Origin of the sequence: Ferrigenium sp. UT5 (genome assembly GCF_045866295.1) — a bacterium.
Lineage (GTDB): Bacteria > Pseudomonadota > Gammaproteobacteria > Burkholderiales > Gallionellaceae > Sideroxyarcus.
The window spans coordinates 13,373-35,555 of the sequence record NZ_BAAFRY010000017.1; the positions used below are offsets into that span (position 1 = coordinate 13,373).

At 59.8% G+C, this 22,183-nt stretch carries 18 protein-coding genes and 3 tRNA genes; 13 read left to right on the plus strand and 8 right to left on the minus strand.

Going from position 1 to position 22,183, the window contains the following annotated elements; translation table 11 throughout:
- Positions 1-26 precede the first annotated feature (26 nt).
- From pgi to ACKTSJ_RS07810, 11 genes are all read left to right on the plus strand, one after another.
- Positions 27-1,685, plus strand: a complete 1,659-nt coding sequence (gene pgi / locus ACKTSJ_RS07760; protein WP_407899020.1) for a glucose-6-phosphate isomerase — start codon at positions 27-29, stop codon at positions 1,683-1,685.
- Positions 1,682-3,121 carry a glycogen synthase GlgA gene (gene glgA / locus ACKTSJ_RS07765; RefSeq protein WP_407899022.1) on the plus strand — a complete coding sequence of 480 codons (1,440 nt, stop codon included), beginning with the start codon at positions 1,682-1,684 and terminating at the stop codon, positions 3,119-3,121. The genes pgi and glgA overlap by 4 nt, the downstream gene beginning before the upstream one ends.
- 14 nt (positions 3,122-3,135) lie before the next feature.
- Positions 3,136-4,419, plus strand: a complete 1,284-nt coding sequence (gene glgC, locus ACKTSJ_RS07770) for a glucose-1-phosphate adenylyltransferase (protein ID WP_407899024.1) — start codon at positions 3,136-3,138, stop codon at positions 4,417-4,419.
- Between the two features lie 24 nt (positions 4,420-4,443).
- Complete coding sequence (locus ACKTSJ_RS07775; protein ID WP_407899025.1) at positions 4,444-6,180, plus strand: glycoside hydrolase; 1,737 nt, start codon at positions 4,444-4,446, stop codon at positions 6,178-6,180.
- Between the two features lie 152 nt (positions 6,181-6,332).
- Positions 6,333-8,792 (plus strand): glycogen/starch/alpha-glucan phosphorylase, encoded by a 2,460-nt coding sequence (locus ACKTSJ_RS07780; RefSeq protein ID WP_407899091.1) that lies wholly within the window; start codon positions 6,333-6,335, stop codon positions 8,790-8,792.
- Positions 8,793-8,880: 88 nt separating this feature from the next.
- Positions 8,881-10,182: a trigger factor gene (gene tig / locus ACKTSJ_RS07785; RefSeq protein ID WP_407899027.1), complete on the plus strand. Its 1,302-nt coding sequence runs from the start codon at positions 8,881-8,883 to the stop codon at positions 10,180-10,182.
- Between the two features lies 1 nt (position 10,183).
- The gene (clpP, locus tag ACKTSJ_RS07790; protein WP_407899029.1) at positions 10,184-10,810 is read left to right on the plus strand and encodes an ATP-dependent Clp endopeptidase proteolytic subunit ClpP; all 627 of its coding nucleotides are present in this window, start codon (positions 10,184-10,186) and stop codon (positions 10,808-10,810) included.
- 36 nt (positions 10,811-10,846) lie between these two features.
- Positions 10,847-12,103, plus strand: coding sequence for an ATP-dependent Clp protease ATP-binding subunit ClpX (gene clpX / locus ACKTSJ_RS07795; protein ID WP_407899031.1), 1,257 nt, complete (start codon positions 10,847-10,849; stop codon positions 12,101-12,103).
- A gap of 70 nt (positions 12,104-12,173) precedes the next feature.
- Positions 12,174-14,588 (plus strand): endopeptidase La, encoded by a 2,415-nt coding sequence (gene lon, locus ACKTSJ_RS07800; protein WP_407899033.1) that lies wholly within the window; start codon positions 12,174-12,176, stop codon positions 14,586-14,588.
- 131 nt (positions 14,589-14,719) lie between these two features.
- Positions 14,720-14,795, plus strand: a tRNA-Val gene (locus tag ACKTSJ_RS07805).
- A gap of 20 nt (positions 14,796-14,815) precedes the next feature.
- Positions 14,816-14,892: transfer RNA gene (locus ACKTSJ_RS07810), tRNA-Asp, on the plus strand.
- Between the two features lie 193 nt (positions 14,893-15,085).
- On the opposite strand, the gene ACKTSJ_RS07815 is transcribed toward ACKTSJ_RS07810, so the two are convergent.
- From ACKTSJ_RS07815 to ACKTSJ_RS07840, 6 genes are read right to left on the minus strand one after another with little or no spacing between them, the layout of a single operon-like run.
- On the minus strand, positions 15,086-15,484 hold the full coding sequence (locus ACKTSJ_RS07815) for a hypothetical protein (protein ID WP_407899034.1): 399 nt from the start codon (positions 15,482-15,484) through the stop codon (positions 15,086-15,088).
- Positions 15,485-15,508: 24 nt separating this feature from the next.
- Positions 15,509-16,990 (minus strand): CHAD domain-containing protein, encoded by a 1,482-nt coding sequence (locus tag ACKTSJ_RS07820; protein ID WP_407899036.1) that lies wholly within the window; start codon positions 16,988-16,990, stop codon positions 15,509-15,511.
- Between the two features lie 2 nt (positions 16,991-16,992).
- Positions 16,993-18,192: an NAD(P)/FAD-dependent oxidoreductase gene (locus tag ACKTSJ_RS07825; protein ID WP_407899038.1), complete on the minus strand. Its 1,200-nt coding sequence runs from the start codon at positions 18,190-18,192 to the stop codon at positions 16,993-16,995.
- Positions 18,189-18,887, minus strand: coding sequence for a DNA polymerase III subunit epsilon (gene dnaQ / locus ACKTSJ_RS07830; RefSeq protein WP_407899040.1), 699 nt, complete (start codon positions 18,885-18,887; stop codon positions 18,189-18,191). The genes ACKTSJ_RS07825 and dnaQ overlap by 4 nt, the downstream gene beginning before the upstream one ends.
- Positions 18,884-19,330: a ribonuclease HI gene (gene rnhA / locus ACKTSJ_RS07835; RefSeq protein ID WP_407899042.1), complete on the minus strand. Its 447-nt coding sequence runs from the start codon at positions 19,328-19,330 to the stop codon at positions 18,884-18,886. Before rnhA ends, dnaQ begins: the two co-directional genes overlap by 4 nt.
- A complete protein-coding gene (locus ACKTSJ_RS07840) occupies positions 19,323-20,069 on the minus strand; it encodes a class I SAM-dependent methyltransferase (RefSeq protein WP_407899044.1) in 747 nt (248 codons plus the stop codon). The genes rnhA and ACKTSJ_RS07840 overlap by 8 nt, the downstream gene beginning before the upstream one ends.
- Before the next feature lie 18 nt (positions 20,070-20,087).
- Here ACKTSJ_RS07840 and gloB point away from each other — a divergent pair, with 18 nt between their 5' ends.
- Together gloB and ACKTSJ_RS07850 are read left to right on the plus strand one after the other, a co-directional pair.
- Complete coding sequence (gene gloB, locus ACKTSJ_RS07845; RefSeq protein ID WP_407899046.1) at positions 20,088-20,849, plus strand: hydroxyacylglutathione hydrolase; 762 nt, start codon at positions 20,088-20,090, stop codon at positions 20,847-20,849.
- 41 nt (positions 20,850-20,890) lie between these two features.
- Positions 20,891-20,981: transfer RNA gene (locus tag ACKTSJ_RS07850), tRNA-Ser, on the plus strand.
- 189 nt (positions 20,982-21,170) lie between these two features.
- Here ACKTSJ_RS07850 and ACKTSJ_RS07855 read toward each other — a convergent pair.
- Together ACKTSJ_RS07855 and radC are read right to left on the minus strand one after the other, a co-directional pair.
- Positions 21,171-21,593 carry a hypothetical protein gene (locus tag ACKTSJ_RS07855; protein ID WP_407899048.1) on the minus strand — a complete coding sequence of 141 codons (423 nt, stop codon included), beginning with the start codon at positions 21,591-21,593 and terminating at the stop codon, positions 21,171-21,173.
- Between the two features lie 12 nt (positions 21,594-21,605).
- Positions 21,606-22,154, minus strand: a complete 549-nt coding sequence (radC, locus tag ACKTSJ_RS07860) for a DNA repair protein RadC (RefSeq protein WP_407899050.1) — start codon at positions 22,152-22,154, stop codon at positions 21,606-21,608.
- Positions 22,155-22,183 lie beyond the last annotated feature (29 nt).

The following is a 22,183-nucleotide window of genomic DNA, read 5'->3' on the forward strand; positions in this document are numbered from 1 at the left end:
CAGAGCAGGATCAGATAGGTTTTTATATGTCTCAATTGACTCAGTCTCCAGTCTGGCAGGCGTTAGGGCAACATCGGGAAACACTGCGTGATTTTTCGTTGCGCGAGGCCTTTGTAAAAGATGCGCAGCGCTTTTCCCGCTATTCGCTCAAATTCGACGATCTGTTGCTCGACTATTCGAAAAACCTGATCGACGACGAAGCCTTGCGCCTGCTGCTGCAACTGGCGCGGCAGGCCCAGGTGGCGGACTGGCGCGACCGGATGTTCGCCGGCGAAAAAATAAACTTCACCGAGAATCGGGCGGTGCTGCATACCGCCCTGCGCGCGGCAACCGATCGGGCGCACGCACCGATCCGGGTGGAAAACGTGGATGTCCTGACCGGCATTCGGCATACGCTGGAAAAGATGCGCCTGTTCGTCAACAGCGTGCGCAACGGCGTCTGGCGCGGCTACAGCGGCAAGCCCATCACGGATGTGGTGAACATCGGCATCGGTGGTTCGTATCTCGGGCCGCTGATGGTGTGCCGGGCGCTGCAACCCTATGCATCAGCCGAATTGCGCGCGCATTTCGTCTCCAATGTGGACGGGACGGACATCGCGACGTGTCTTGCCGGACTGGACCCCGAAACCACGCTGTTCATCGTCGCTTCCAAGACCTTCACCACCCAGGAAACCCTGCTCAATGCGGACTCCGCCCGCGACTGGCTGTTGCGTCATGCGGGCGACGCGAGCCAGGTGGCCAAGCACTTCGTCGCGCTGTCCACCCATGCGCGCGCGGTGGACGCGTTCGGCATCGACCCGAACAACATGTTCGAGTTTTCCGACTGGGTGGGCGGGCGATATTCGCTGTGGTCTGCCATCGGGCTATCCATTGCGCTGTATGTCGGCATGGAGAATTTTGAGGAATTGTTGCGCGGCGCGTATGACATGGACCAGCATTTCTGCAGCGCGCCGCTGGAGCAAAACATGCCGGTCATTCTGGCGCTGCTCGGGGTGTGGTACCGCAATTTTCACGATGCGCCGACGTATGCCATCCTGCCTTATGACCAGTCGCTGGAATACTTTACTGCCTATTTCCAGCAGGCCGACATGGAGAGCAACGGCAAATATGTGGACCGCCAGGGGCAACCCGTGGATTACGCGACCGGTCCGGTGTTGTGGGGCGGCACCGGCACCAACGGCCAGCATGCGTACTACCAGCTGATCCATCAGGGCACGCAAATGATCCCGGCCGATTTCATTGCGCCGGCGAACAGTCACTATCCGCTGGGCGAGCATCACGCGACCCTGCTTTCCAACTATTTCGCGCAGACCGAGGCGCTGATGAAGGGCAAGGACGCGGACGAGGCGCGGGCCGAACTGCAAGCGGCCGGCATGGATGAGGCGGGCATTGCCATGCTGCTGCCGCACAAGGTATTTTCCGGCAACAAGCCGACCAATTCGATTCTGTTCGAGCGCCTGACGCCGCGCACTCTGGGCAGGCTGACTGCGCTGTACGAGCACAAGATCTTCGTGCAGGGCGTGATCTGGAACGTGAATTCCTTCGACCAATGGGGCGTGGAGCTGGGCAAGCAACTGGCTTCCAACCTCCTGCCTGAATTGCGGGATGCGCAAGCGGTGAGCTCGCATGATGCCTCGACCAACGGCCTCGTCAATCACTACAAATCATTGAGACAAAAATCATGACCCGCATTCTGTTTGCCACCTCCGAGGTTCATCCGCTGATCAAGACCGGCGGTCTGGCCGATGTCAGCGCCTCGCTGCCGGCCGCGCTGCAGGCGCTGGGACAGGATGTGCGTCTGCTGCTGCCCGGCTACAGCCAGGTGCTGGACAGTTTGAAGGCCAAGAAGGTGGCCGCCGCCTTTTCGGTGTTTGCGGGGCAACCCAAGGTTCGTTTGCTGACCGCGAAGATGCCGGATACCGGGGTGCCGGTCTATGTGCTGGATGCGCCGGAATATTTCTGCCGTGTGGCCGGTCCCTATCAATACCATCTGGGGGGTGACTGGCCGGACAATCCGATGCGTTTCGGCATGCTGTCCAAAGTGGCGGCCCTGCTGGGCAGCGCGGCGTCGCCGATCGACTGGCAGGCAGAACTGGCGCATTGCAACGACTGGCAGACAGGGTTGGTCCCGGCTTATCTGCATGCCGCTGGCGGCACCCATGCCAAGAGCGTCATGGCGGTGCACAACATCGCTTTTCAGGGTAACTTCGACCGTGACTGGATCAAGGCACTGGAGATTCCGCAACAGATGTTTCACATGCATGGTGTCGAATTCCACGGCAATCTATCCTTCCTGAAATCCGGCTTGCAGTACGCGGATCACATCGTGACGGTCAGTCCGACCTACGCGCACGAGATTCAGGCGACCGAGATGGGCTACGGCATGCAGGGCTTGCTTACGGCGCGCAAGTCGCATTTGTCCGGCATTCTCAACGGTATCGACGAGGATGAGTGGAATCCGGCCAGCGACAAACATCTGGCCGTGCACTACGACGAAAATGTGTTGGCGCAAAAGACGCAAGGCAAGCTGGCGCTGCAAAAACGTCTGGGGCTGGAGGTGAACGAACAGACGCCTTTGCTCGGGGTAGTGAGCCGCCTGACTTACCAGAAGGGGCTGGATCTGTTGCTGGAATGCCTGCCGCCGCTGCTGGAAAGCGGGGCGCAACTGGCCGTGCTGGGGAACGGCGATCCGGAGTTCGAGCGGCGCTACCAGAAACTGGCACAGCGCCATGGCGGACGTGTTTCCGTCACCATCGGCTTTGACGAGCCGCTGTCGCACCAGATCATGGCGGGAGCGGATATTTTCCTGATGCCGTCGCGGTTCGAGCCCTGCGGCCTGAATCAGATGTACGGCATGCATTACGGCACGCCGCCCGTGGTGCGTCGCACCGGCGGGCTGGCCGATTCGGTGGTGAATGCCAGCCTGGAGGGCGGAACCGGTTTCGTGTTCGACGACCCGGGCGCGCAGGCGCTGCAACAGACCATCAAATGGGCGATCGAATGCTACCGCGACCCGAACACCTTCCGCCGTATCCAGCTCAACGGAATGCGGCGCGATGTCGGTTGGCGCCACAGCGCGCAACGGTATCTGGACCTTTACAACAAGACACTTGAACGCTAAACAGGGAGAGCAACATGGCACAAGACATGCAATCACCACGCTTCATCAGCGCACTGACCAAAAATACCGTGGCTTTGGTATTGGCGGGAGGACGGGGCAGCCGCCTGCACAATCTGACCGACTGGAACGCCAAGCCGGCGGTGCAGTTCGGCGGCAAGTTCCGCATCATTGACTTTCCGATGTCCAACTGCATCAATTCCGGCATCCGCCGCATCGGGGTGGTGACGCAGTACAAGGCGCACAGCCTGATCGAGCATATCCAGAAGGGCTGGGGTTTCCTGCGCGGCGAGTTCAACGAGTTCGTCGCCCTGTTGCCGGCGCAGCAGCGCATCCAGGAAGAGTGGTATCGCGGCACGGCGGATGCGGTGTTCCAGAACATCGACATCCTGCGCGGCTACAACCCGGAATACATCGTGATCCTCGCGGGCGACCACATCTACAAGATGGACTACGGCGAGATGCTGGCGGCGCATGTGCGCAGCGAAGCCGACATGACCATCGGCTGCATCGAGGTGTCGGTGGAAGAGGCGACGGGGTTCGGCGTGATGACGGTGGACGAGGAAGACCGTATCGTCAAGTTTTCCGAGAAACCGGCACACCCGACGGAATTGCCGGGCCAACCCGGCCGGTCGCTGGCGAGCATGGGAATTTATGTGTTCAATGCCAAATTCCTCTACGAGCAACTGGTACGCGATGCCGATACCAAGAGTTCGACCCACGATTTCGGGCACGACATCATCCCTTACCTGATCGAGCGCTATCGAGTATATGCCCATCGCTACGAACGTAGCTGTGTCGGCGTGAAGGAGGGCGGGCAGGCCTACTGGCGCGACGTGGGAACGATCGATGCCTATTGGGAAGCCAACATGGAAATGGTCAGTGTCGTGCCCGACCTGGACCTTTACGACAAGAACTGGCCGATCTGGACTTATCAGGAGCAGTTGCCGCCGGCCAAGTTCGTGTTCAATGACGAGGGGCGGCGCGGCGAGGCGATCGATTCCATGGTTTCCGGCGGCGTCATCATCAGCGGTGCCCGGGTGCAGCACTCTCTGCTGTTTTCCGATGTGCGCGTCGGCGAACGCAGCAACGTGAAGGATTCGGTCATTCTGTCCGGCTGCCGCATCGGGCAGAATGTCAAATTGCACCGTGTCGTGCTGGACAATAAATGCGACATCCCGGATGGCATGCAGATCGGCTTCAATCGCGAGGAAGACACCAAGCGGTTCTATGTCTCCAAAGGCGGCGTCACCCTGGTGACCCCGGATATGCTCGGCCACTCCATCCATAACGTCCGATAAATCAACTTAATTTCGCAATCGCCCATGTCGCATAGCAAGAAGAACACTGAAAAGAAACTGAAGCTGATTTTCTGCTGGCATATGCACCAGCCGGACTACCGCGATTACCTTACCGGCGAGTATGTCCTGCCCTGGACTTACCTGCATGCCATGAAAGACTACACCGACATGGCGTATCACCTGGAACAACATCCCCAAGCCAGGGCGGTGGTGAATTTCGTGCCCATTCTGGCGGAGCAGTTGCTCGATTATGCGCAACAGTTCAAGTCGGGGCAGATACGGGACGGCCTGCTCACGATGCTGTGCCGGGAGCAATTGGATGATCTGGGCGAGCCGGAGCGCTTGCACATTCTGGATAGCTGCTTCAAAAGCAACCATGCCAAGATGCTGCAGCCCTATCGCGCCTACCAGCATCTGTTCGATTTGCAGAAGATGATGGAAGGCCGCGGACGGGAGAGCGTGACCTACCTGTCCGGCCAGTATCTGGCGGATTTGCTGGTGTGGTATCACCTGGTGTGGATGGGCGAGTCGGTGCGGCGGGGCAGCGAAGTGGTTGCGCGCCTGATGACCAAGGGCAGCCAGTTCAGTTTTGCCGAGCGGATGGAGCTGTTCAATCTGATTGGCGAACTGATCGAGGGCATCCTGCCACGCTATCGGGCCCTGGCCGAGCGCGGACAAATCGAACTATCGACCACACCCTACAATCACCCGATCCTGCCGCTGCTGCTGGATTTCAATTCGGCCCGCGAGAGCGAGCCGGGTGCGCCGTTGCCGCAGGCCGGGTACTACCCCGGCGGATTGCGCCGCGCGCAGGCGCACCTGGCAAAGGCGGTGGAAAGCCATCAGCGCAACTTCGGGATGGGGGCAAAAGGGGTGTGGCCCTCCGAAGGCAGCCTGTCGCGCGCGACCCTGAAATTGCTGGGGGAGCAGGGCTTCAAATGGACAGCTACCGGGCAGGCGGTCCTCGCGCACAGCCTGCAACGCGAGACCAATGGCAATGCGTTGCCGGACAAGCTGGCCTATCTGTACAAACCTTATCTGCTGGAAGGGGAAAACAAGCCCGTTTATTGCTTCTTCCGTGATGACAGCCTGTCCGACCGCATTGGCTTCGAGTATGCAAAATGGCGCGGGGATGATGCCGCCAAGGATTTCATCCACCAGCTGGAGGAAATCTATCGCCAGCATCAGGGCGAGCAGGATCCGGTGGTGTCCATCATTCTGGATGGCGAGAATGCCTGGGAATACTATCCCTACAACGGCTATTACTTCCTGTCCGAGCTGTATGCCCGGCTGGAGCAACATCCCCATATCGTCACCACCACCTTTGGCGAACAGGTCGAAACGACCGAGGATTCCAATCGGCGTTCGACGGTCGGGCGCCTGAAGCAGCTGGTTGCGGGAAGCTGGGTCTATGGCACGTTCAGCACCTGGATCGGCTCGCCCGACAAGAACCGTGGCTGGGATCTGCTGTGCGAGGCCAAGCGCAGTTACGATATTGTGACCAACAGCGGCCGCCTTGATGCGGAAGCGCTGCGCATGGCAACCGAGCAACTGGCCGATTGCGAAGGATCGGACTGGTTCTGGTGGTTCGGCGATTACAACACGGCGCAAAGCGTGTCCTCGTTTGACCGGTTGTTCAGGAAAAATCTGACCAACCTTTATCGCCTGCTCAAATTGCCTCCCCCGGTCGATCTGCAACACGTCATCAGCATCGGTGGCGGTGATCCGGCCGCCGGAGGAACGATGCGCCGTTCCGATTAGTCGTATTTTTGCCTGTTTTACCCCATTCAGGCTTGGCTAGCCAAGCCTGATGCGGGGTTATTTGTTAGAATCACATCCCTGTTTCATCTCCCTTTCAGGAAATTATTGTGAATACCCCCGCGAATCCCTTTATTCCGAAACAACACAGCATCATGCGTATGCCGCCGATGGGGACCGATGCCATCAGCGTGATGGAAGACTTCCGCCGCTACTTCGGGCACACGCTGGGCTGGGACAAGTTTGCCTTGTCCGGCTACCCCGTCTATTCCTGCCTTGCGCACACCTTGCGCGACCGCCTGATCGAACGCTGGCGGCACACGCAGCGCGCCTACGACGAGGCGGACGGCAAGCAGGCATACTATCTCTCGCTCGAATTCCTGATGGGGCGCGCCATGGGCAACGCCATGCTCAACCTTGACATGCAGCAGGAAACGGCCGAGGCGATGCGCGGCTTCGGCGTGCGTCTGGAGGACGTGCAGGAACAGGAAAGCGATGCCGGTCTGGGCAATGGCGGCTTGGGCCGTCTGGCCGCCTGTTTTCTGGATAGTTGCGCCACCCTGCAGTTGCCGGTAACCGGTTACGGACTGCGCTACGAATACGGCATGTTCCGCCAGCGCATCGAAGGGGGGCGGCAAGTCGAGGACCCCGATCACTGGCTGCGCAACGGCAATCCGTGGGAGGTGGAACGGCCGGAGCTTGCCGTTCGCGTCAAGTTCGGCGGACGGACCGAACACTACACCGGCAAGTCGGGGCGGACACACACACGCTGGGTGGACAGCCAGGATGTGATGGCAGTGCCCTACGACATGCCCATCCCCGGCTACCGCAACGGCACGGTGAACACCCTGCGCCTGTGGAAATCCACCGCCACCGAGGAATTCAACCTGGAAGAATTCAACGCCGGCAGCTATACCGAGGCGGTAGCCGCGAAGAATGCGGCCGAGCACATCACCATGGTGCTCTATCCGAATGATGCCAGCGAGAACGGCAAGGAACTGCGCCTGCGCCAGCAGTATTTTCTCGCTTCGGCCAGCCTGCAGGACGTGATCAACCGCTGGGTGGCCAAGCATGGCGAAGATTTTTCGCAATTCGCCGCCAAGAACGCCTTTCAGTTGAATGACACCCATCCCACCTGCGCCGTTGCCTGCCTGATGCGCCTGCTGCTGGACGATTACCACCTGGAGTGGGATGAGGCCTGGCACATCACGCAGGAGACCATGGCCTATACCAATCACACCCTGTTGCCGGAAGCTCTGGAGAAGTGGTCGGTGGCCATGTTCGGTCGCCTGTTGCCGCGCTTGCTCGAAATCATTTACGAGATCAATGCCCGTTTCCTCGAGCAGGTCTCATTGCGCTGGCCCGGAGACGTGGAGCGGGTGCGGCGCATGTCCATCATCGAGGAGGGGGGGCAGCCGCAAGTGCGCATGGCCTATCTGGCAGTTGTTGCCAGCCATTCCGTCAATGGCGTGGCCGCCCTGCATTCGCAGCTGCTGCAGCAATACTTGTTCCGCGATTTTTACGAAATGTGGCCTCGCAAATTCAATAACAAGACCAACGGCGTGACGCCGCGCCGCTGGCTGGCCTGGAGCAATCCGGAATTGAGCGCGCTGATCGACGCCTCCATCGGCGAGGCGTGGCGCACCAACCTGGCGGAATTGCAGAACTTGCGCAAATTTGCGGATGACAAGGCGTTCCGTGCCCAATGGCGCAAGATCAAGCAGGACAACAAGCAGCGTCTGGCCGCGATGGTGCAGCGCGATTGCGGCGTAGCCTTCGACCCGCAGGCGATGTTCGATGTGCAGGTCAAGCGCATCCACGAATACAAGCGGCAGCTGCTCAATGTGCTGCATGTGATCCATCTGTACGACCGCATCAAACGTGGCGACACCGCAGACTGGACACCGCGTTGCGTCCTGATCGGCGGCAAGGCGGCACCCGGTTACGACATGGCGAAGCGCATCATCCGCCTGGTCAATGCGGTCGCGGAAGTGATCAATCAGGACGCGGACACGAAAGGCCTGCTGCAACTGGTGTTTCTGCCCGATTACCGCGTGTCGGCGATGGAGGTGATTTGCCCGGCGGCCGAGTTGTCCGAGCAGATTTCGACCGCGGGCAAGGAAGCCTCGGGCACCGGCAACATGAAGTTCATGATGAACGGCGCGCTGACCATCGGCACGCTGGATGGCGCGAACATCGAAATCCGGGAAGAGGCAGGAGAAAAGAACTTCTTCCTGTTTGGCCTGACTGCCGACCAGGTCGAAGCGACACGCGGGCATTACGATCCGGCCGCGATCATGGCGGCTGACGAGGATTTGCGCCGGGTCATCGGCCTCCTGCAAAGCCATCATTTCAACCTGTTCGAGCCCGGCTTGTTCGATCCGATTGTCCAGTCGCTGCTGAACCCGCATGACCCGTGGCTCACCCTGGCCGATTTCCGCGCTTATGTGGAGGCGCAGAACCAGGTTGCGGCGGCCTATCGCGATCAGGAGAACTGGACCCGCATGAGCATCATCAATACGGCCACCAGCGGGAAATTTTCCAGCGACCGCACCATCATGGACTACAACCGCGAGGTGTGGGGGCTGGCGGCAGTGAAGCCACACGAAGAATGATCGGCCGGGCGGGTCCAAGCGCCCGCTTTGCTGTATCATCCGGCGCGTTTTTTGTTCTGCAATCATTTATTCATTGAGGAATTGAAGTATGTCTAATATCGAAACCCTGGGCGGCCTGCAGCGTCGCCTGAACGCCTCCGTTGCGCAGCCGCAGATTCGTCTCGAAGTGGAAAACCGGCTAAAGCGACTGGGACGTACCGCCAAAATCCACGGCTTCCGTCAGGGCAAGGCGCCCTTGAAGGTGCTGGAGCAGCAATATGGTGATTCGGTGCAACAGGAAGTTCTGGGGGAAAGTTTGCAACGCTCGTTTGCCGAGGCGGCAAGCGCGAATAAACTGCAGGTGGCCGGCTATCCGCAGTTCGAGATCAAGACGGCTGACCTGAACGCGCCCGAGATCGAATACAGCGCAACTTTTGAAGTCTTTCCGGAAGTCGTCATCGGCGATATTTCCGGGGAAGGCGTGACCCGCACGGTGTTCAACCTGGAAGAGGCGGACGTGGAAGCAACCATCCAGACGCTGCGCAAGCAGCGCGTCGAATACAAAACGGCGGATCGTGCCGCGCAGAATGACGATCAGGTGCGCATCGATTTCTCGGGCATGCTCGACGGCAACCTGTTCGAGGGCGGTTCGGCCAAGGACTTTGCCGTGGTGCTGGGCGCCGGACGGATGTTGCCGGATTTCGAGAATGCACTGCTGGGCAGCAAGGCGGGGGAGACCAAGTCCTTCGACATGACGTTCCCCGCCGACTACCACGGCAAGGATGTGGCCGGAAAGCAGGTGACCTTCACCATTACCGTGCACGCGGTGGAAGCGCCGAATTTGCCCGAACTCGACGCGGAATTCGTGAAATCGATGGGGGTGGCCGATGGCGATGTGGAGAAATTCAGGCAGGAGATTCGTGAAAATGTCGGACGCGAAGCGCAGCGTCGCGTCAAAGTCCGGAACAAGGACAGCGTGATGGAATTGCTGCTCAAGGTCTCCCAACTGGATGCACCGCAATCCCTGGTACAGGGTGAGGCGCAGCGCCTCATGGAGCAGACGGTGCGCGACATGGAAGGGCGAGGCATGAAGATTCCTCAAGGCCTGAAGTTGCCAGCCGATATGTTCCTTGAGCGCGCCGAAAAAAGAATCAAACTGGGGCTGATCCTCGCCGAACTGGTCAAGCAGCACGACTTGCAGGCCAAGCCGGAGCAGGTCGAGGCGCTGGTGAATGAATATGCGCAAAGCTTCGAACGCCCGGAAGAGGTGAGGCAGTGGTATCGTGCCGACAAGTCACGCATCCAGGAAATCGAAAATCTGGTGCTGGAAGACAACGTGGTGGCCTGGGTGATGGCGGGCGCGAAGGTCACCGAGCAGGCGGCGAAACTGAACGAGTTGATGGAGAATTGAGATGAGGCTTGGCGCGATGAAAAATTCGATGGAACCGCAAGACTCCGGCCTGATCCCGATGGTGGTGGAGACCAGCGGCCGCGGCGAGCGTGCCTACGACATCTACTCGCGCCTGCTGAAAGAGCGGGTGATCTTTCTTGTCGGCCCGATCGACGATCACGTGGCGAACCTGGTGGTGGCGCAGTTGCTGTTCCTTGAATCGGAGAATCCGGACAAGGATATTCATCTGTACATCAACTCTCCGGGCGGCTCGATTTCGGCCGGCATGGCGATCTATGACACCATGCAGTTCATCAAGCCGCAGGTCTCGACCCTCTGCATCGGCATGGCGGCCTCGATGGGGGCGTTCCTGTTGCAGGCGGGCGCGAAGGGCAAACGTTTTGCCTTGCCCAACTCGACGGTCATGATTCACCAGCCGCTGGGCGGGTTCCAGGGGCAGGCGACCGATATCGAGATTCATGCCAAGTACATATTGAGCCTGCGCGAGCGGCTGTACGCGCTGATGGCGCTGCACACCGGGCGCGGTGTGGAAGAAATCGCGCGCGACAGCGAGCGCGACAATTTCCTGACTGCAACCGAATCGGTGAACTATGGTCTGATCGACCAGGTTCTGGACAAGCGAGTTTGACCCGCGCAAGCGGCCGCAACGGGAAGGAGGAGCGAGATGACCACTGAAATCAACAAGGGCGACAAGCTGCTGTATTGTTCGTTCTGCGGCAAGAGCCAGCACGAGGTGAGGAAACTGATCGCCGGGCCATCGGTCTTCGTCTGCGATGAATGTGTGGCGCTCTGCAACGATATTATCCGCGAAGAAACCCAGGCGACGGTCGAGGGGGGCAAGTCCGACAAACACGATTTGCCGACGCCGCACGAGATTTGCGAGCGCCTGGACGAATATGTGATCGGGCAGCGCCAGGCCAAGAAGATCCTTTCGGTCGCGGTGTACAACCACTACAAGCGCCTGAAACACAAGAACGACGACGGGGTCGAGCTGGCGAAAAGCAACATCCTGCTGATCGGCCCCACCGGTTCGGGCAAGACGCTGCTGGCACAGACACTGGCCAGGTTGCTCAATGTGCCCTTCGTGATGGCGGACGCGACAACCCTGACCGAGGCGGGCTATGTGGGTGAGGACGTCGAGAACATCATCCAGAAACTGCTGCAGGCCTGCGACTACGATGTCGAGCGGGCGCAACGCGGGATCGTCTATGTGGACGAGATCGACAAGATCTCGCGCAAGTCGGACAACCCGTCGATCACACGCGATGTATCCGGCGAAGGGGTGCAGCAGGCGCTGCTGAAATTGATCGAGGGCACCAAGGCCTCCATTCCCCCGCAGGGCGGGCGCAAGCATCCCAATACCGATTTCCTGCAGGTCGATACCACCAATATCCTGTTCATTTGCGGCGGCGCCTTCGACGGTCTGGAAAAAGTCATCCGCAACCGTTCGGAGAAGGCCGGGATCGGTTTTTCCGCGAATCTGGCCAAACGTGAAGATAGCCAGGATGTGGGCAAGGTGCTGCGCGAAGTGGAACCCGAAGACCTGATCAAGTTCGGCTTGATTCCCGAGTTTGTCGGACGTCTGCCCGTGGTGGCGACGCTGGAAGGGCTGGATGAGGCCGCACTGGTGAGGATTTTGACCGAACCGACCAATGCCCTGACCAAGCAGTATCAGAAATTGCTGGCCATGGAAGGGGTGGAACTCGAATTCACCGATCACGTGCTGGACGTCGTTGCCAAAAAAGCGCTGGCGCGCAAGACGGGCGCGCGCGGGTTGCGTTCCATTCTTGAGCAGGCTTTGCTGGACACCATGTTCGATCTCCCTTCTACCGACAAGGTGGAAAAAGTCGTGCTGGATGAAACCGGGACCGGCGAAATCGCTCCAATAATCATGTACGCCGATACGCCCAAAGTGGCTTGAACGGGGTGCGGGCTTGAATTGCGTTTTCGCGCCCCCACCTCGAACGCCACGCTAACTCAATCCGACTGCCATGACCGAATCCAATACCAATCCAGAACTCGCGAACCTGTTTCCGCTCTTGCCCCTGCGCGACGTCGTGGTTTTTCCCCACATGGTCATCCCCTTGTTCGTCGGACGCGCCAAATCGATCAAGGCACTGGAGACCGCGATGGAGGCCGGGAAAAGCATCATCCTGGTCGCGCAAAAATCGGCCGCCAAGGACGAACCGGCGACCGAAGACATCTATCGCATCGGCAGCATTGCGAATATTTTGCAGATGCTCAAATTGCCGGACGGCACGGTCAAGGTGCTGGTGGAGGGCATTCAGCGCGCCAAGGTCGTCCGCGTGGTAGATGACCAGTCCCATCTGGATGCGGAAATTGAAACCGTCCCGCTGGATGAACACCCGGACAGCGAAGCCGAGGCGATGCGTCGCGCGCTGATCAGCCAGTTCGACCAGTACGTGAAGCTGAACAAGAAAATCCCCCCGGAAATCCTGACTTCCCTCGCGGGCATTGACGATGCCGGTCGCCTGGCCGATACCATTGCCGCCCATCTGCCGCTCAAGCTGGAACAGAAGCAGGAAGTGCTGGAGATTTTCGACGTGCGCAAACGTCTGGAACATCTGCTTGGATTGCTCGAGGCCGAGCTGGACATCATGCAGGTGGAGAAGCGCATCCGTGGCCGCGTCAAACGGCAGATGGAAAAGAGCCAGCGCGAGTATTACCTGAACGAGCAGGTCAAGGCGATCCAGAAGGAACTGGGCGAGGGCGAGGACGGCGCCGATATCGAGGAGATCGAGAAAAAGATCAAGGCGGCGCACATGCCGAAGGAGGCGCGCGCCAAGGCAGAATCCGAACTGAAGAAGCTGCGCCTGATGTCGCCGATGTCGGCCGAGGCGACCGTGGTGCGCAATTACATCGATGTGCTGATCGGCTTGCCGTGGAAGAAAAAGACCAAGATCGACACGGACCTCAAGCACGCGGAAGAAATTCTGGAGGCGGATCACTACGGACTCGAAAAGGTCAAGGAACGCATCGTCGAATATCTCGCGGTGCAACAGCGCGTGGAAAAGATGAAAGCGCCCATCCTCTGCCTGGTCGGTCCGCCGGGGGTGGGCAAGACCTCGCTGGGGCAATCCATCGCGCGCGCCACCAATCGCAAGTTCGTGCGCATGTCGCTGGGCGGCGTGCGCGACGAATCGGAGATTCGCGGCCACCGCCGCACCTACATCGGCTCGATGTCCGGCAAGATTCTGCAAAACATGAGCAAGGCCGGGGTAAAGAACCCGCTGTTCCTGCTGGATGAAGTGGACAAGATGGGGATGGACTTCCGCGGCGACCCCTCGTCGGCGTTGCTCGAAGTGCTCGATCCGGAGCAGAACCATACGTTCGTCGATCACTATGTGGAGGTCGAGTACGACCTGTCGGACGTGATGTTCGTTGCCACCTCCAACAGCATGAACATACCCGCGCCGTTGCTCGACCGCATGGAGGTGATCCACGTGTCGAGCTACACGGAAGACGAGAAGGTCAATATCGCGATCCGCTATTTGTTGCCGAAGGCAATCAAGAACAGCGGCCTCAAGCCGGAAGAGGTCAATGTTTCGGAAAGCGCCATTCGCGACATCCTGCGCTACTACACGCGCGAGGCGGGGGTGCGCGGCCTGGAACGCGAGCTTTCAAAAATCTGCCGCAAGATCGTGAAAGCATTGCTGACGAAGGACCAGGTGCGCAAGGTCACGGTCAGCGCGCGCAATCTGGACAAATATCTGGGCGTTCGACGCTACAGCTATGGCATTGCCGAAAAGAACAATCAGGTCGGTCAGGTCACCGGTCTGGCCTGGACGGAGGTGGGCGGCGAATTGTTGACCATCGAAACGGCGGTCCTTCCCGGCAAAGGCAAAACGACAACAACCGGCACTTTGGGCGAGGTGATGCAGGAATCGATTCAGGCCGCGCTCAGCGTGGTGCGCCGCCGCGCCCGTTCCCTCGGCATCCCGGAGAACTTCTACGAGAAGAACGATCTGCATATCCACCTGCCGGAAGGCGCGACGCCGAAGGACGGCCCAAGTGCCGGCGCGGGAATCTGCACCGCCATCGTGTCGGCGCTGACTGGGATTCCGGTGCGCGCCGATGTGGCGATGACCGGCGAGATCACGCTGCGCGGCGAGATATTGCCGATCGGCGGGCTCAAGGAAAAACTGCTGGCCGCGCAGCGCGGGGGCATCAAGGTGGTGCTGGTCCCGGAAGAGAACGTCAAGGACCTGGTCGAGATTCCGGATAACGTGAAGAACAAGCTCGACATCCATCCGGTCAAATGGATCGAACAGGTGCTGGAACTGGCGCTGGAGCGCAAGCCGGAACCCCTGCCCGAACCCGAAGCGCCCGTGGTGCCTCCGGCTGCGATTGCCGAATCCAATCCGGCAATCGCTCTCAAGCATTGATCTGCGAGGTGAATGGCGCGGCGAGCGGCTTTGCGCCGCGCCCATTCACTTTCCGGCAAGCCGGTTTGCACTCTTTTGTGATTCTTCGGTTGGCAAAAATTAAAGTTTCTGTATAATGCGCCGCTTTCCAAGGGTGCTTAGCTCAGCTGGTAGAGCACCGCCCTTACAAGGCGATTGTCGGCGGTTCGATCCCGTCAGCACCCACCAGAATGGCAGTAAAAGTTTATGGAGTGGTAGTTCAGTTGGTTAGAATACCGGCCTGTCACGCCGGGGGTCGCGGGTTCGAGTCCCGTCCACTCCGCCAGCATTAGTTAAGCCGTTGAGAAATCAACGGCTTTTCTTTTTCCGCTATACCAAGGTGTCACATTTTGGTGTCCCAATCCTTTGGGAGATTGAAATGAGGTTCCTTCTCATATGGTCAAGAACGGATTGCAAATCCGTAGAGCCCAGTTCGACTCTGGGTCCGCCTCCAGTCTTGTCGCGGAATCATCCCGAAATCATTCCTGCGCCAGTTGCTCCTGCAGCAGCGCCGCCGTCTGCGCCAGCAATGCAACATCGAGCACACCGATGCAGGCCTCGGCCGCTTCGATTCCCGCCAGTACGACGGGACGCTCGTCCGCATTGATCTCCCACTGCCCGGTCGCATCGCCGCGCGAACGGACTGCCAGCAAAACGCCGATCGCCGTATCCAGCGTCGCCACCGCATCCGGAATTTGCGCGTTCTTTTGCACCAGCGCCGTGCGCACGACCGAAATGGCCGCCGCCAGACGCCCGAACGCCGTCACGCTGAAGCGCCCGTCGCACGCGGCCTGATAAGGCAGGTGCATATCCATCGCATAGATGTCTTTCAGGCCCTGCGTCACCGGAACGCGCAAGGGGGTCATTTTTTTCGTCATCGGCACTGCCCTTTACAGTTCATCTCAATCCCAGAATGCATCCGCGCGTGCCAGGCGTCGCCATCCCCTGGCAAATTTGGCAACACGCCCGGCGTATTCATGTCCGATCCAGCCACGGACGAATTCAAGTGTATCGCGCCGCTGCCTGCCGTCCAACTCGGCCAGCAACTGGTCGGCAATGGCAATGTCATGCAGCGCCCCCAGGTCGTCCTGGACTGCGGACAATTTCGCCAGGTAGGCTTTGCCTCCGGCCGCCGCAAACAGGGAAGCAAACATCTCCACGCTGTAGCGCAATTTCTTGCAGGCCACCCGCAGCGCATGCAACTGCGCGGGATTCGCCTGCAACGCCGCGCCTTGCGCGAGAACTTTGCGTTGCTGTTTCTGCAAAATCCGGCGGGCAAACCGCTGCAGCGGAATACCCGGCTCCTGCCACTGTGCGGATTGCAGCCAGGCGCCAAAGCGCAGCAGCATGCGCTGAAAATCTGGCGAGTCGAGGCTGTCCACTGTTGCCGCATGCAATTGCTTGCGCTTGCGTTCGCTCGCCTGCAACAGGGCGCGTATTCCGGAATCATCGGGCAACCGGGCAGCCACGGTACGCAGGGTCTGGGAAACGAACACATCCCATTCGCGCGCGCGCCCCAGGTCCGTGCACAGGCGCGCCACCTGCTCGCGCAAAGCGGTCGCTTCCGCATCATCGTGCACGCGTCGCGCGATGGCCAGCACGACGCGCAGGCGGCGCAATCCGACCCGCACCTGATGCAGGTATTCCTCGTCCAGTTCAAGCAGCGCACCGGGCACGTTGGCCTGTACCTGTGCCAGACAGGCAACCATCATGGCCTGCAAGGCGGCAGCGGGATGTTGCCCTCTGTGCAGCACCGGAAAACTGCCCTTGACCGGCGCGGGATTGCCGGCCGCGAACAGGCGATAGCCGTATTCCGCCTTGCTCGTGTGCTCGACGCGCAGCGGAACAAGATCGAGCAGAGCCAAGGCCAGCCTGAACAATTGCATAGGCTCGCCGGACTTGAGTTCCAGCTCCACTTCGGAAATGGGAAAAAGCGAACGCCCGGCACGAATCTCGCCGCTGTCCAGGCCCAGTTCGATCCGCGCGCCCTCAAAATCCAGCAGCCGGATGCTGCGGGAAAAATCCGTGACGAACACCGGTTGCAAATGCCGGCGAACGCCGCGCGGCAACACCCCGCCACTCCGTGCCAAAGCATCGAAATCAAGCTGTTCGGCGGCAACGGGCATTTCCCACTCGTTGCGCTGGTGCAACCCCGCGCTCACCTGCCCGCCCCCCTTCAGCGTCTGCACCCATCGTGTCCCGATGCGGCGCAAGCGCAAGGCCATTCCATGCCGGCGCAATTTCAGTTCGGCCGTGTCGTAATACACGCTGTACAACTTGACCGTGCGGGCGGGCGCCACGGAAAGCGCGCGCAAAAAAGGATGGCGCCGCAACACAGCGAGGTGCCCGGCAGCGATATGCAGCTTGAGTTCGGTTTCAATCATCATTATTTCCCGCGAATGGCAATACCCGCAGCGTGACCGGACGCCCATGCCCACTGGAAGTTATAACCACCGAGTTGCCCCGTTACATCAACGACCTCGCCAATGAAATACAGCCCCGGAACATCGTTGCACGCCATCGTCTTTGACGACAGTGCGCGCGTATCCACTCCGCCGCAGGTCACTTCCGCCTTGCTGTAACCCAGTGTTCCGCTCGGGGTGATGCGCCAATCCTTCAGCCTGTCCGCCAGTGCGCGCAGCGCTTTCCCCGCAAGCTGATCGAGCGGTTTGTTCTCCAGCCATTGCGTGGCGACGATCTCGGCCAGACGTTTCGGCAGGTACTGCGCGAGGAAATTGCCCAGCAACATCCTGCTGCCGCGCTGTGCGACGAACAAACCGGACAAGTCCGTGTCGGGCAACAGATCGATGGAAAGGGGGTGCCCCTGTTCCCAGTACGACGATATCTGCAGGATGGCGGGGCCGCTCAAGCCGCGATGCGTGAACAGCAAATCGCCGCGAAAGCGCTGCCGGCCACAGCTCACCACGGCCTCCAGCGACACGCCCGCCAGCGCCGCATAGCGCTCCCATTCCTGCGGCGCGAACGTGAGCGGAACCAGCCCCGGTTTAAGGGGGGTCACGGGGACCTCGAACTGGTTGGCGACCTGGTAACCAAACGGCGTTGCGCCAATCTTGGGGATGGACAAGCCGCCGCTGGCGATGACCAGCGCGGCGGCATGATATTCGCCGCGCGTCGTCACCACCCTGAACATTTCGTCCCGCGTAATCCGGGTAACCGTGCACGGCATGCACCAGCGCACCCCCGCCGCATCACATTCGGCCTTGAGCAAAGCGATAATGGCCTCCGAGCCCTCGTCGCAGAACAGTTGCCCCGCCGTTTTCTCGTGGTAATGCAGGCCATGCCGTTCCAGCAGGGCGATGAAGTGCTGCGGGGTGTAGCGCGCCAGCGCGGAACGGCAGAAATCCGGGTTGTGCGAAAGATAGTTTTGCGGGGACGCATGCAGATGGGTGAAGTTGCAGCGCCCGCCGCCGGAGATGCGAATCTTTTCCGCCAGCTGGCGCGCCTGGTCGAGCAGCAGGACCGAGCGTCCGCCTTGCGCGGCGATCAGGGCACACATCATGCCTGCCGCGCCGGCGCCGATAATCATGGCATCGAATCGTTCCGGCGCGGGGAGTTTGGTTTTCATGTCAGCGCATCGGGCTGGCGCCACAGACAATTGCCCTTGCTTGCCTTATCAATATCGTTCAACTGCGCTTCATGCAACGCCAGTTCGTCGGCACTGGCGGCCAGCACGCGCACGGCCAGCGCAACCCGGCCGCCTTCTGTGCCCAGCTCGGTTGCGCGCTCATCGTCGATTTCTGCCAGCAGACTTTCCTGCCCGCGCGTCATGCCCAGATAGACCTCGGCCAGCAATTCCGTATCCAGCAGCGCGCCATGCAGGGTGCGATGCGAATTGTCGATCTGATAGCGGTCGCACAGGGCATTCAGATTGTTCTTCTTGCCCGGGTGCAAATCCTTCGCCACCTTCAGGGTGTCGATCACGGGATTCTGCAGGGCGGGCAAGCCGATGCGCTCCAGCTCGGTATTGAGAAATCCGAGATCGAAGGGCGCGTTATGGATGATCAGCTCGGCCCCCTCCAGGAACTCGAGCAATGCGGGCGCGATCTCGCTGAACTTCGCCTCATCCTGCAAACGCTCCAGGGTCAGCCCGTGCACCGCCGCCGCGCCCTCGTCGATCTCGCGTTCCGGATTGAGATAACGGTGAAAGGTGCGTCCCGAAACTTTGCGCCCGTCCAGTTCGATTGCGGCGACCTCGATGATGCGGTGTCCCAGCCTGGGATCAAGTCCCGTCGTTTCCGTGTCCAGCACGATCTTTCTCATGCGCGCTCCCTCAATTCTTCGATACCGCGATTCGCCAACGCGTCGGCACGTTCGTTGCCGTCATGGCCGGAATGCCCCTTGACCCACACCCACTCGATTTGATGCCGGCCTGTTGCCGCGTCGAGTCTGCGCCACAGATCCTCGTTCTTCACCGCCTGTTTGCCGGCCGTTTTCCAGCCGCGCTGTTTCCAGCCGGCCAGCCATTCGGTAATGCCCTGCAGCACGTATTTTGAATCGGTATGCAAACGCACCCGGCACGGGCGCGTCAGCGTTTCCAGCGCCATGATGGCGGCCATCAGCTCCATGCGATTGTTGGTGGTGTGCGCCTCGCCGCCGCACAATTCGCGCTCCTTGCCCTTGGTGCGCAACAGCGCGCCCCAACCGCCGACACCCGGATTCCCCTTGCAGGCACCATCACTGAAAATTTCAACCACATCACTCATCGCGTTCCACTTTTTGCACCCCATTGTTCAACTTTGGCGTCGCCGGCAACAGCTTGCGCACCAATCCTTCATTCCATTTCGGCTTGATCAGACGCATGCCGGGCACCCGCTTTATCGCGTGCAAAAAATAGAGGCCGCCGCTGACCGCCCACCAGCGATCTCCGGCACGTTCCATAAAAGACGCGCGCTCCAGCCACTTCTGCTGGCGAAAGGGCGGCGCATAGGCGGCAAAACGCCCGCCCGCCACCTCAAAGCCCAGCAATGCCAGCCAATCCTTCAAACGGGGCAGCGCAATGAAGCGGCCGCTCCACGGAATCCCCTGCTTCCTGCCCAGGGCACGATGCATACCCCATAGGCTGAACGGATTGAACCCGCTCAAGATCAGACTACCCTCCGGCATCAGCACCCGTTCCGCCTCGCGGATGATCTGATGCGGGTTCTGCGCAAATTCGAGCACGTGCGGCATCAGCACCAGATCGAGACTGGCACTGGCAAACGGTAACTCGCCACAGACCAGGCGCACCGCATTTCCCGGCTGGTTGCCCGCGGTAAAACGCAGCGGCATCCGGCTATTGGCCAGGAAATTTTGCTCCGGCAGCCCCAGTTGCAGCGCGTTGTAGCCAAAAATATCTGCCACCGTCCGATCGAAATATTCCCGCTCGCGCCGCAGCACATAGCCGCCCTGCTCGGTGGCGAACCATTCGCTCAAACTGTTCGAGATTACTTTAGAATTCGGCATCGAACCCGCTGACCCATCATGTTGACCATCACCGCCATCCCTGCCCTGCAAGACAACTACATCTGGGCGATCCACGACCACACCCATGTCGCCCTCGTCGATCCCGGCGAGGCTGCGCCCGTGCGGGCTTTCCTGCGCGACAGCGGGCTCGAACTCGCCGCCATCCTCTGCACCCACCGCCATCGCGACCACATCGGCGGCATCGCCGAACTGCGCGAAGTATATAACGTGCCGGTGTACGGACACAGCCATCCGCAGAACCCGCACATCACCCACCCCCTGCGCGAGAAGGATCAACTCCTGCTGCAATCGCCCGCCATCGAATTCCGCATCTGGGAAGTGCCCGGACATATCAGCGATCATCTCGCCTACGTCACGAACGGAGCCGTGTTTTGTGGCGACGTGATGTTTGGCGCGGGCTGCGGCCGAAATTTTGAAGGCCCCCTCGAACAACTGCATCACTCATTGCAACGCCTGGCGACCCTGCCCGATGCCACGCAGGTCTATTGCGCGCACGAATACACCGCGCTCGATCTGCCGTTCGCACTCGCGTGCGAACCCGACAACCCGGACATCCTGCAGCGCATCGAGCAGACGCGGCAACTGCGTGCCGCCAACCGCCCCACCGTGCCCTTCACCCTCGGCCTGGAAAAGGCCACCAACCCCTTCCTGCGTCTCAAACAACCTGCCCTGTTAAAAACCCTGCGCGCGCAAGGCTGGCCGTGCCGCAGCGAACTCGGCGCATTCACCGCCCTGCGCAAGTGGCGCGACCATTTCTGATTGCCTGAAACCCGGTTCTGGTTTATCCTGCGCGCCCTTTCGGAGAGGTGGATGAGCGGTTTAAGTCGCACGCCTGGAAAGCGTGTGTGGGGTAATACCCCACCGCGGGTTCGAATCCCGCCCTCTCCGCCAAATCAACAACTTGCGATAAGTGCAAACTAGCGCAAGCAACTCGAAATAACCACGTTGCCACACTTCAGTGTGGCAAATTTGTGGCAAAAATACCAAGCATTGAAATAGCGGCAACCAGAGACAACCTCCTTGCCAAGGGGGCCGACGCGCTCACAGGCCGGAGACTTCATCCCCCGGCCCGGTCATGATCTACCCGCGCTCCGCGAATATTTTCCGCAAACTGCGCGGCTCGAAATACAGGTCCAGTTCCGCGCCGTTGCGGATAAGCTCCACGGTATTGATATACCCCATTTCTTCCTCGCCCATGCAGGCCAGTCCAAAAGCCTGCAACTGCTCGCGCTCCATGTCTCGTTCCGTGATGTACCAATCAAAGCCATTCAGGAAGTAATGCAGGTGCGCGATGGCCTCATCACCTGCGCCGTCCTGCTCGTAGGTCTTCGGCATCGCGCGAATGTGCCTTTCCATTTCCACCACCTTATCGAAAAAATGCTGCGGCTCTTCAGCACGCATTCCGGCAGCGATGGTGGCAAGCTGTGCATGAGACATGAAACCTTGCAGGAAGCGCAACGCATCCTGCGCCTCCTCTATTGTCTTGTGGTTGGTCATTGTCATGATGGCGCCCCCTTAAATCAGGCCTCGTTCTGCAAAGCTCATGCAGTCCGCACCGGCAACAATGAAGTGGTCAAGGGCGCGCACGTCAACAAGTGACAAGGCTTGCTTGAGTGCATCGGTCAGCATCTGGTCTGCCTTGCTAGGCTCGCACAATCCAGACGGGTGGTTATGCGCGAAAATCACGGCGGCAGCGTTATGATGCAGCGCACGCTTCACGACTTCACGTGGATAAACGCTGGTCTGCGTAAGCGTTCCACGAAACATCTCCTCTGTGGCAATCACGCCATGCTGCGCATCAAGGAAAATCACGCTAAAAACCTCAAATTCAAGTTCTGCCATCTTCAGCCGCAAAAAGTCACGCACTGCCGCAGGAGAGCTGAAAAACGCCTCCGCCTGTCGCATCCTGCGCGAAAGAATTTCAAGCGCCTTGGCAATGATGTTTTCTTCCTCGCTCCGAATTTGCACCTCGTAGGCTGGAGAGATTTCGTTCTTCACGCATGCGGTTTGGTGAGTGTCGGTTTTGATTTGTTCGGCTTGGCTGGTTGTGTTCGCTGCGTCCATGGTCTTTCTCCTTCGTTCGTTTGTCGGTT

Bases quoted from the DNA above. Each gene is read 5' to 3' on its own strand.
- pgi (WP_407899020.1), top strand. From the start codon at position 27: ATGTCTCAATTGACTCAGTCTCCAGTCTGGCAGGCGTTAGGGCAACAT.
- glgA (WP_407899022.1), top strand. From the start codon at position 1,682: ATGACCCGCATTCTGTTTGCCACCTCCGAGGTTCATCCGCTGATCAAG.
- glgC (WP_407899024.1), top strand. From the start codon at position 3,136: ATGGCACAAGACATGCAATCACCACGCTTCATCAGCGCACTGACCAAA.
- ACKTSJ_RS07775 (WP_407899025.1), top strand. From the start codon at position 4,444: ATGTCGCATAGCAAGAAGAACACTGAAAAGAAACTGAAGCTGATTTTC.
- ACKTSJ_RS07780 (WP_407899091.1), top strand. From the start codon at position 6,333: ATGCGTATGCCGCCGATGGGGACCGATGCCATCAGCGTGATGGAAGAC.
- tig (WP_407899027.1), top strand. From the start codon at position 8,881: ATGTCTAATATCGAAACCCTGGGCGGCCTGCAGCGTCGCCTGAACGCC.
- clpP (WP_407899029.1), top strand. From the start codon at position 10,184: ATGAGGCTTGGCGCGATGAAAAATTCGATGGAACCGCAAGACTCCGGC.
- clpX (WP_407899031.1), top strand. From the start codon at position 10,847: ATGACCACTGAAATCAACAAGGGCGACAAGCTGCTGTATTGTTCGTTC.
- lon (WP_407899033.1), top strand. From the start codon at position 12,174: ATGACCGAATCCAATACCAATCCAGAACTCGCGAACCTGTTTCCGCTC.
- ACKTSJ_RS07815 (WP_407899034.1), bottom strand. From the start codon at position 15,484: ATGACGAAAAAAATGACCCCCTTGCGCGTTCCGGTGACGCAGGGCCTG.
- ACKTSJ_RS07820 (WP_407899036.1), bottom strand. From the start codon at position 16,990: ATGATTGAAACCGAACTCAAGCTGCATATCGCTGCCGGGCACCTCGCT.
- ACKTSJ_RS07825 (WP_407899038.1), bottom strand. From the start codon at position 18,192: ATGAAAACCAAACTCCCCGCGCCGGAACGATTCGATGCCATGATTATC.
- dnaQ (WP_407899040.1), bottom strand. From the start codon at position 18,887: ATGAGAAAGATCGTGCTGGACACGGAAACGACGGGACTTGATCCCAGG.
- rnhA (WP_407899042.1), bottom strand. From the start codon at position 19,330: ATGAGTGATGTGGTTGAAATTTTCAGTGATGGTGCCTGCAAGGGGAAT.
- ACKTSJ_RS07840 (WP_407899044.1), bottom strand. From the start codon at position 20,069: ATGCCGAATTCTAAAGTAATCTCGAACAGTTTGAGCGAATGGTTCGCC.
- gloB (WP_407899046.1), top strand. From the start codon at position 20,088: ATGTTGACCATCACCGCCATCCCTGCCCTGCAAGACAACTACATCTGG.
- ACKTSJ_RS07855 (WP_407899048.1), bottom strand. From the start codon at position 21,593: ATGACAATGACCAACCACAAGACAATAGAGGAGGCGCAGGATGCGTTG.
- radC (WP_407899050.1), bottom strand. From the start codon at position 22,154: ATGGACGCAGCGAACACAACCAGCCAAGCCGAACAAATCAAAACCGAC.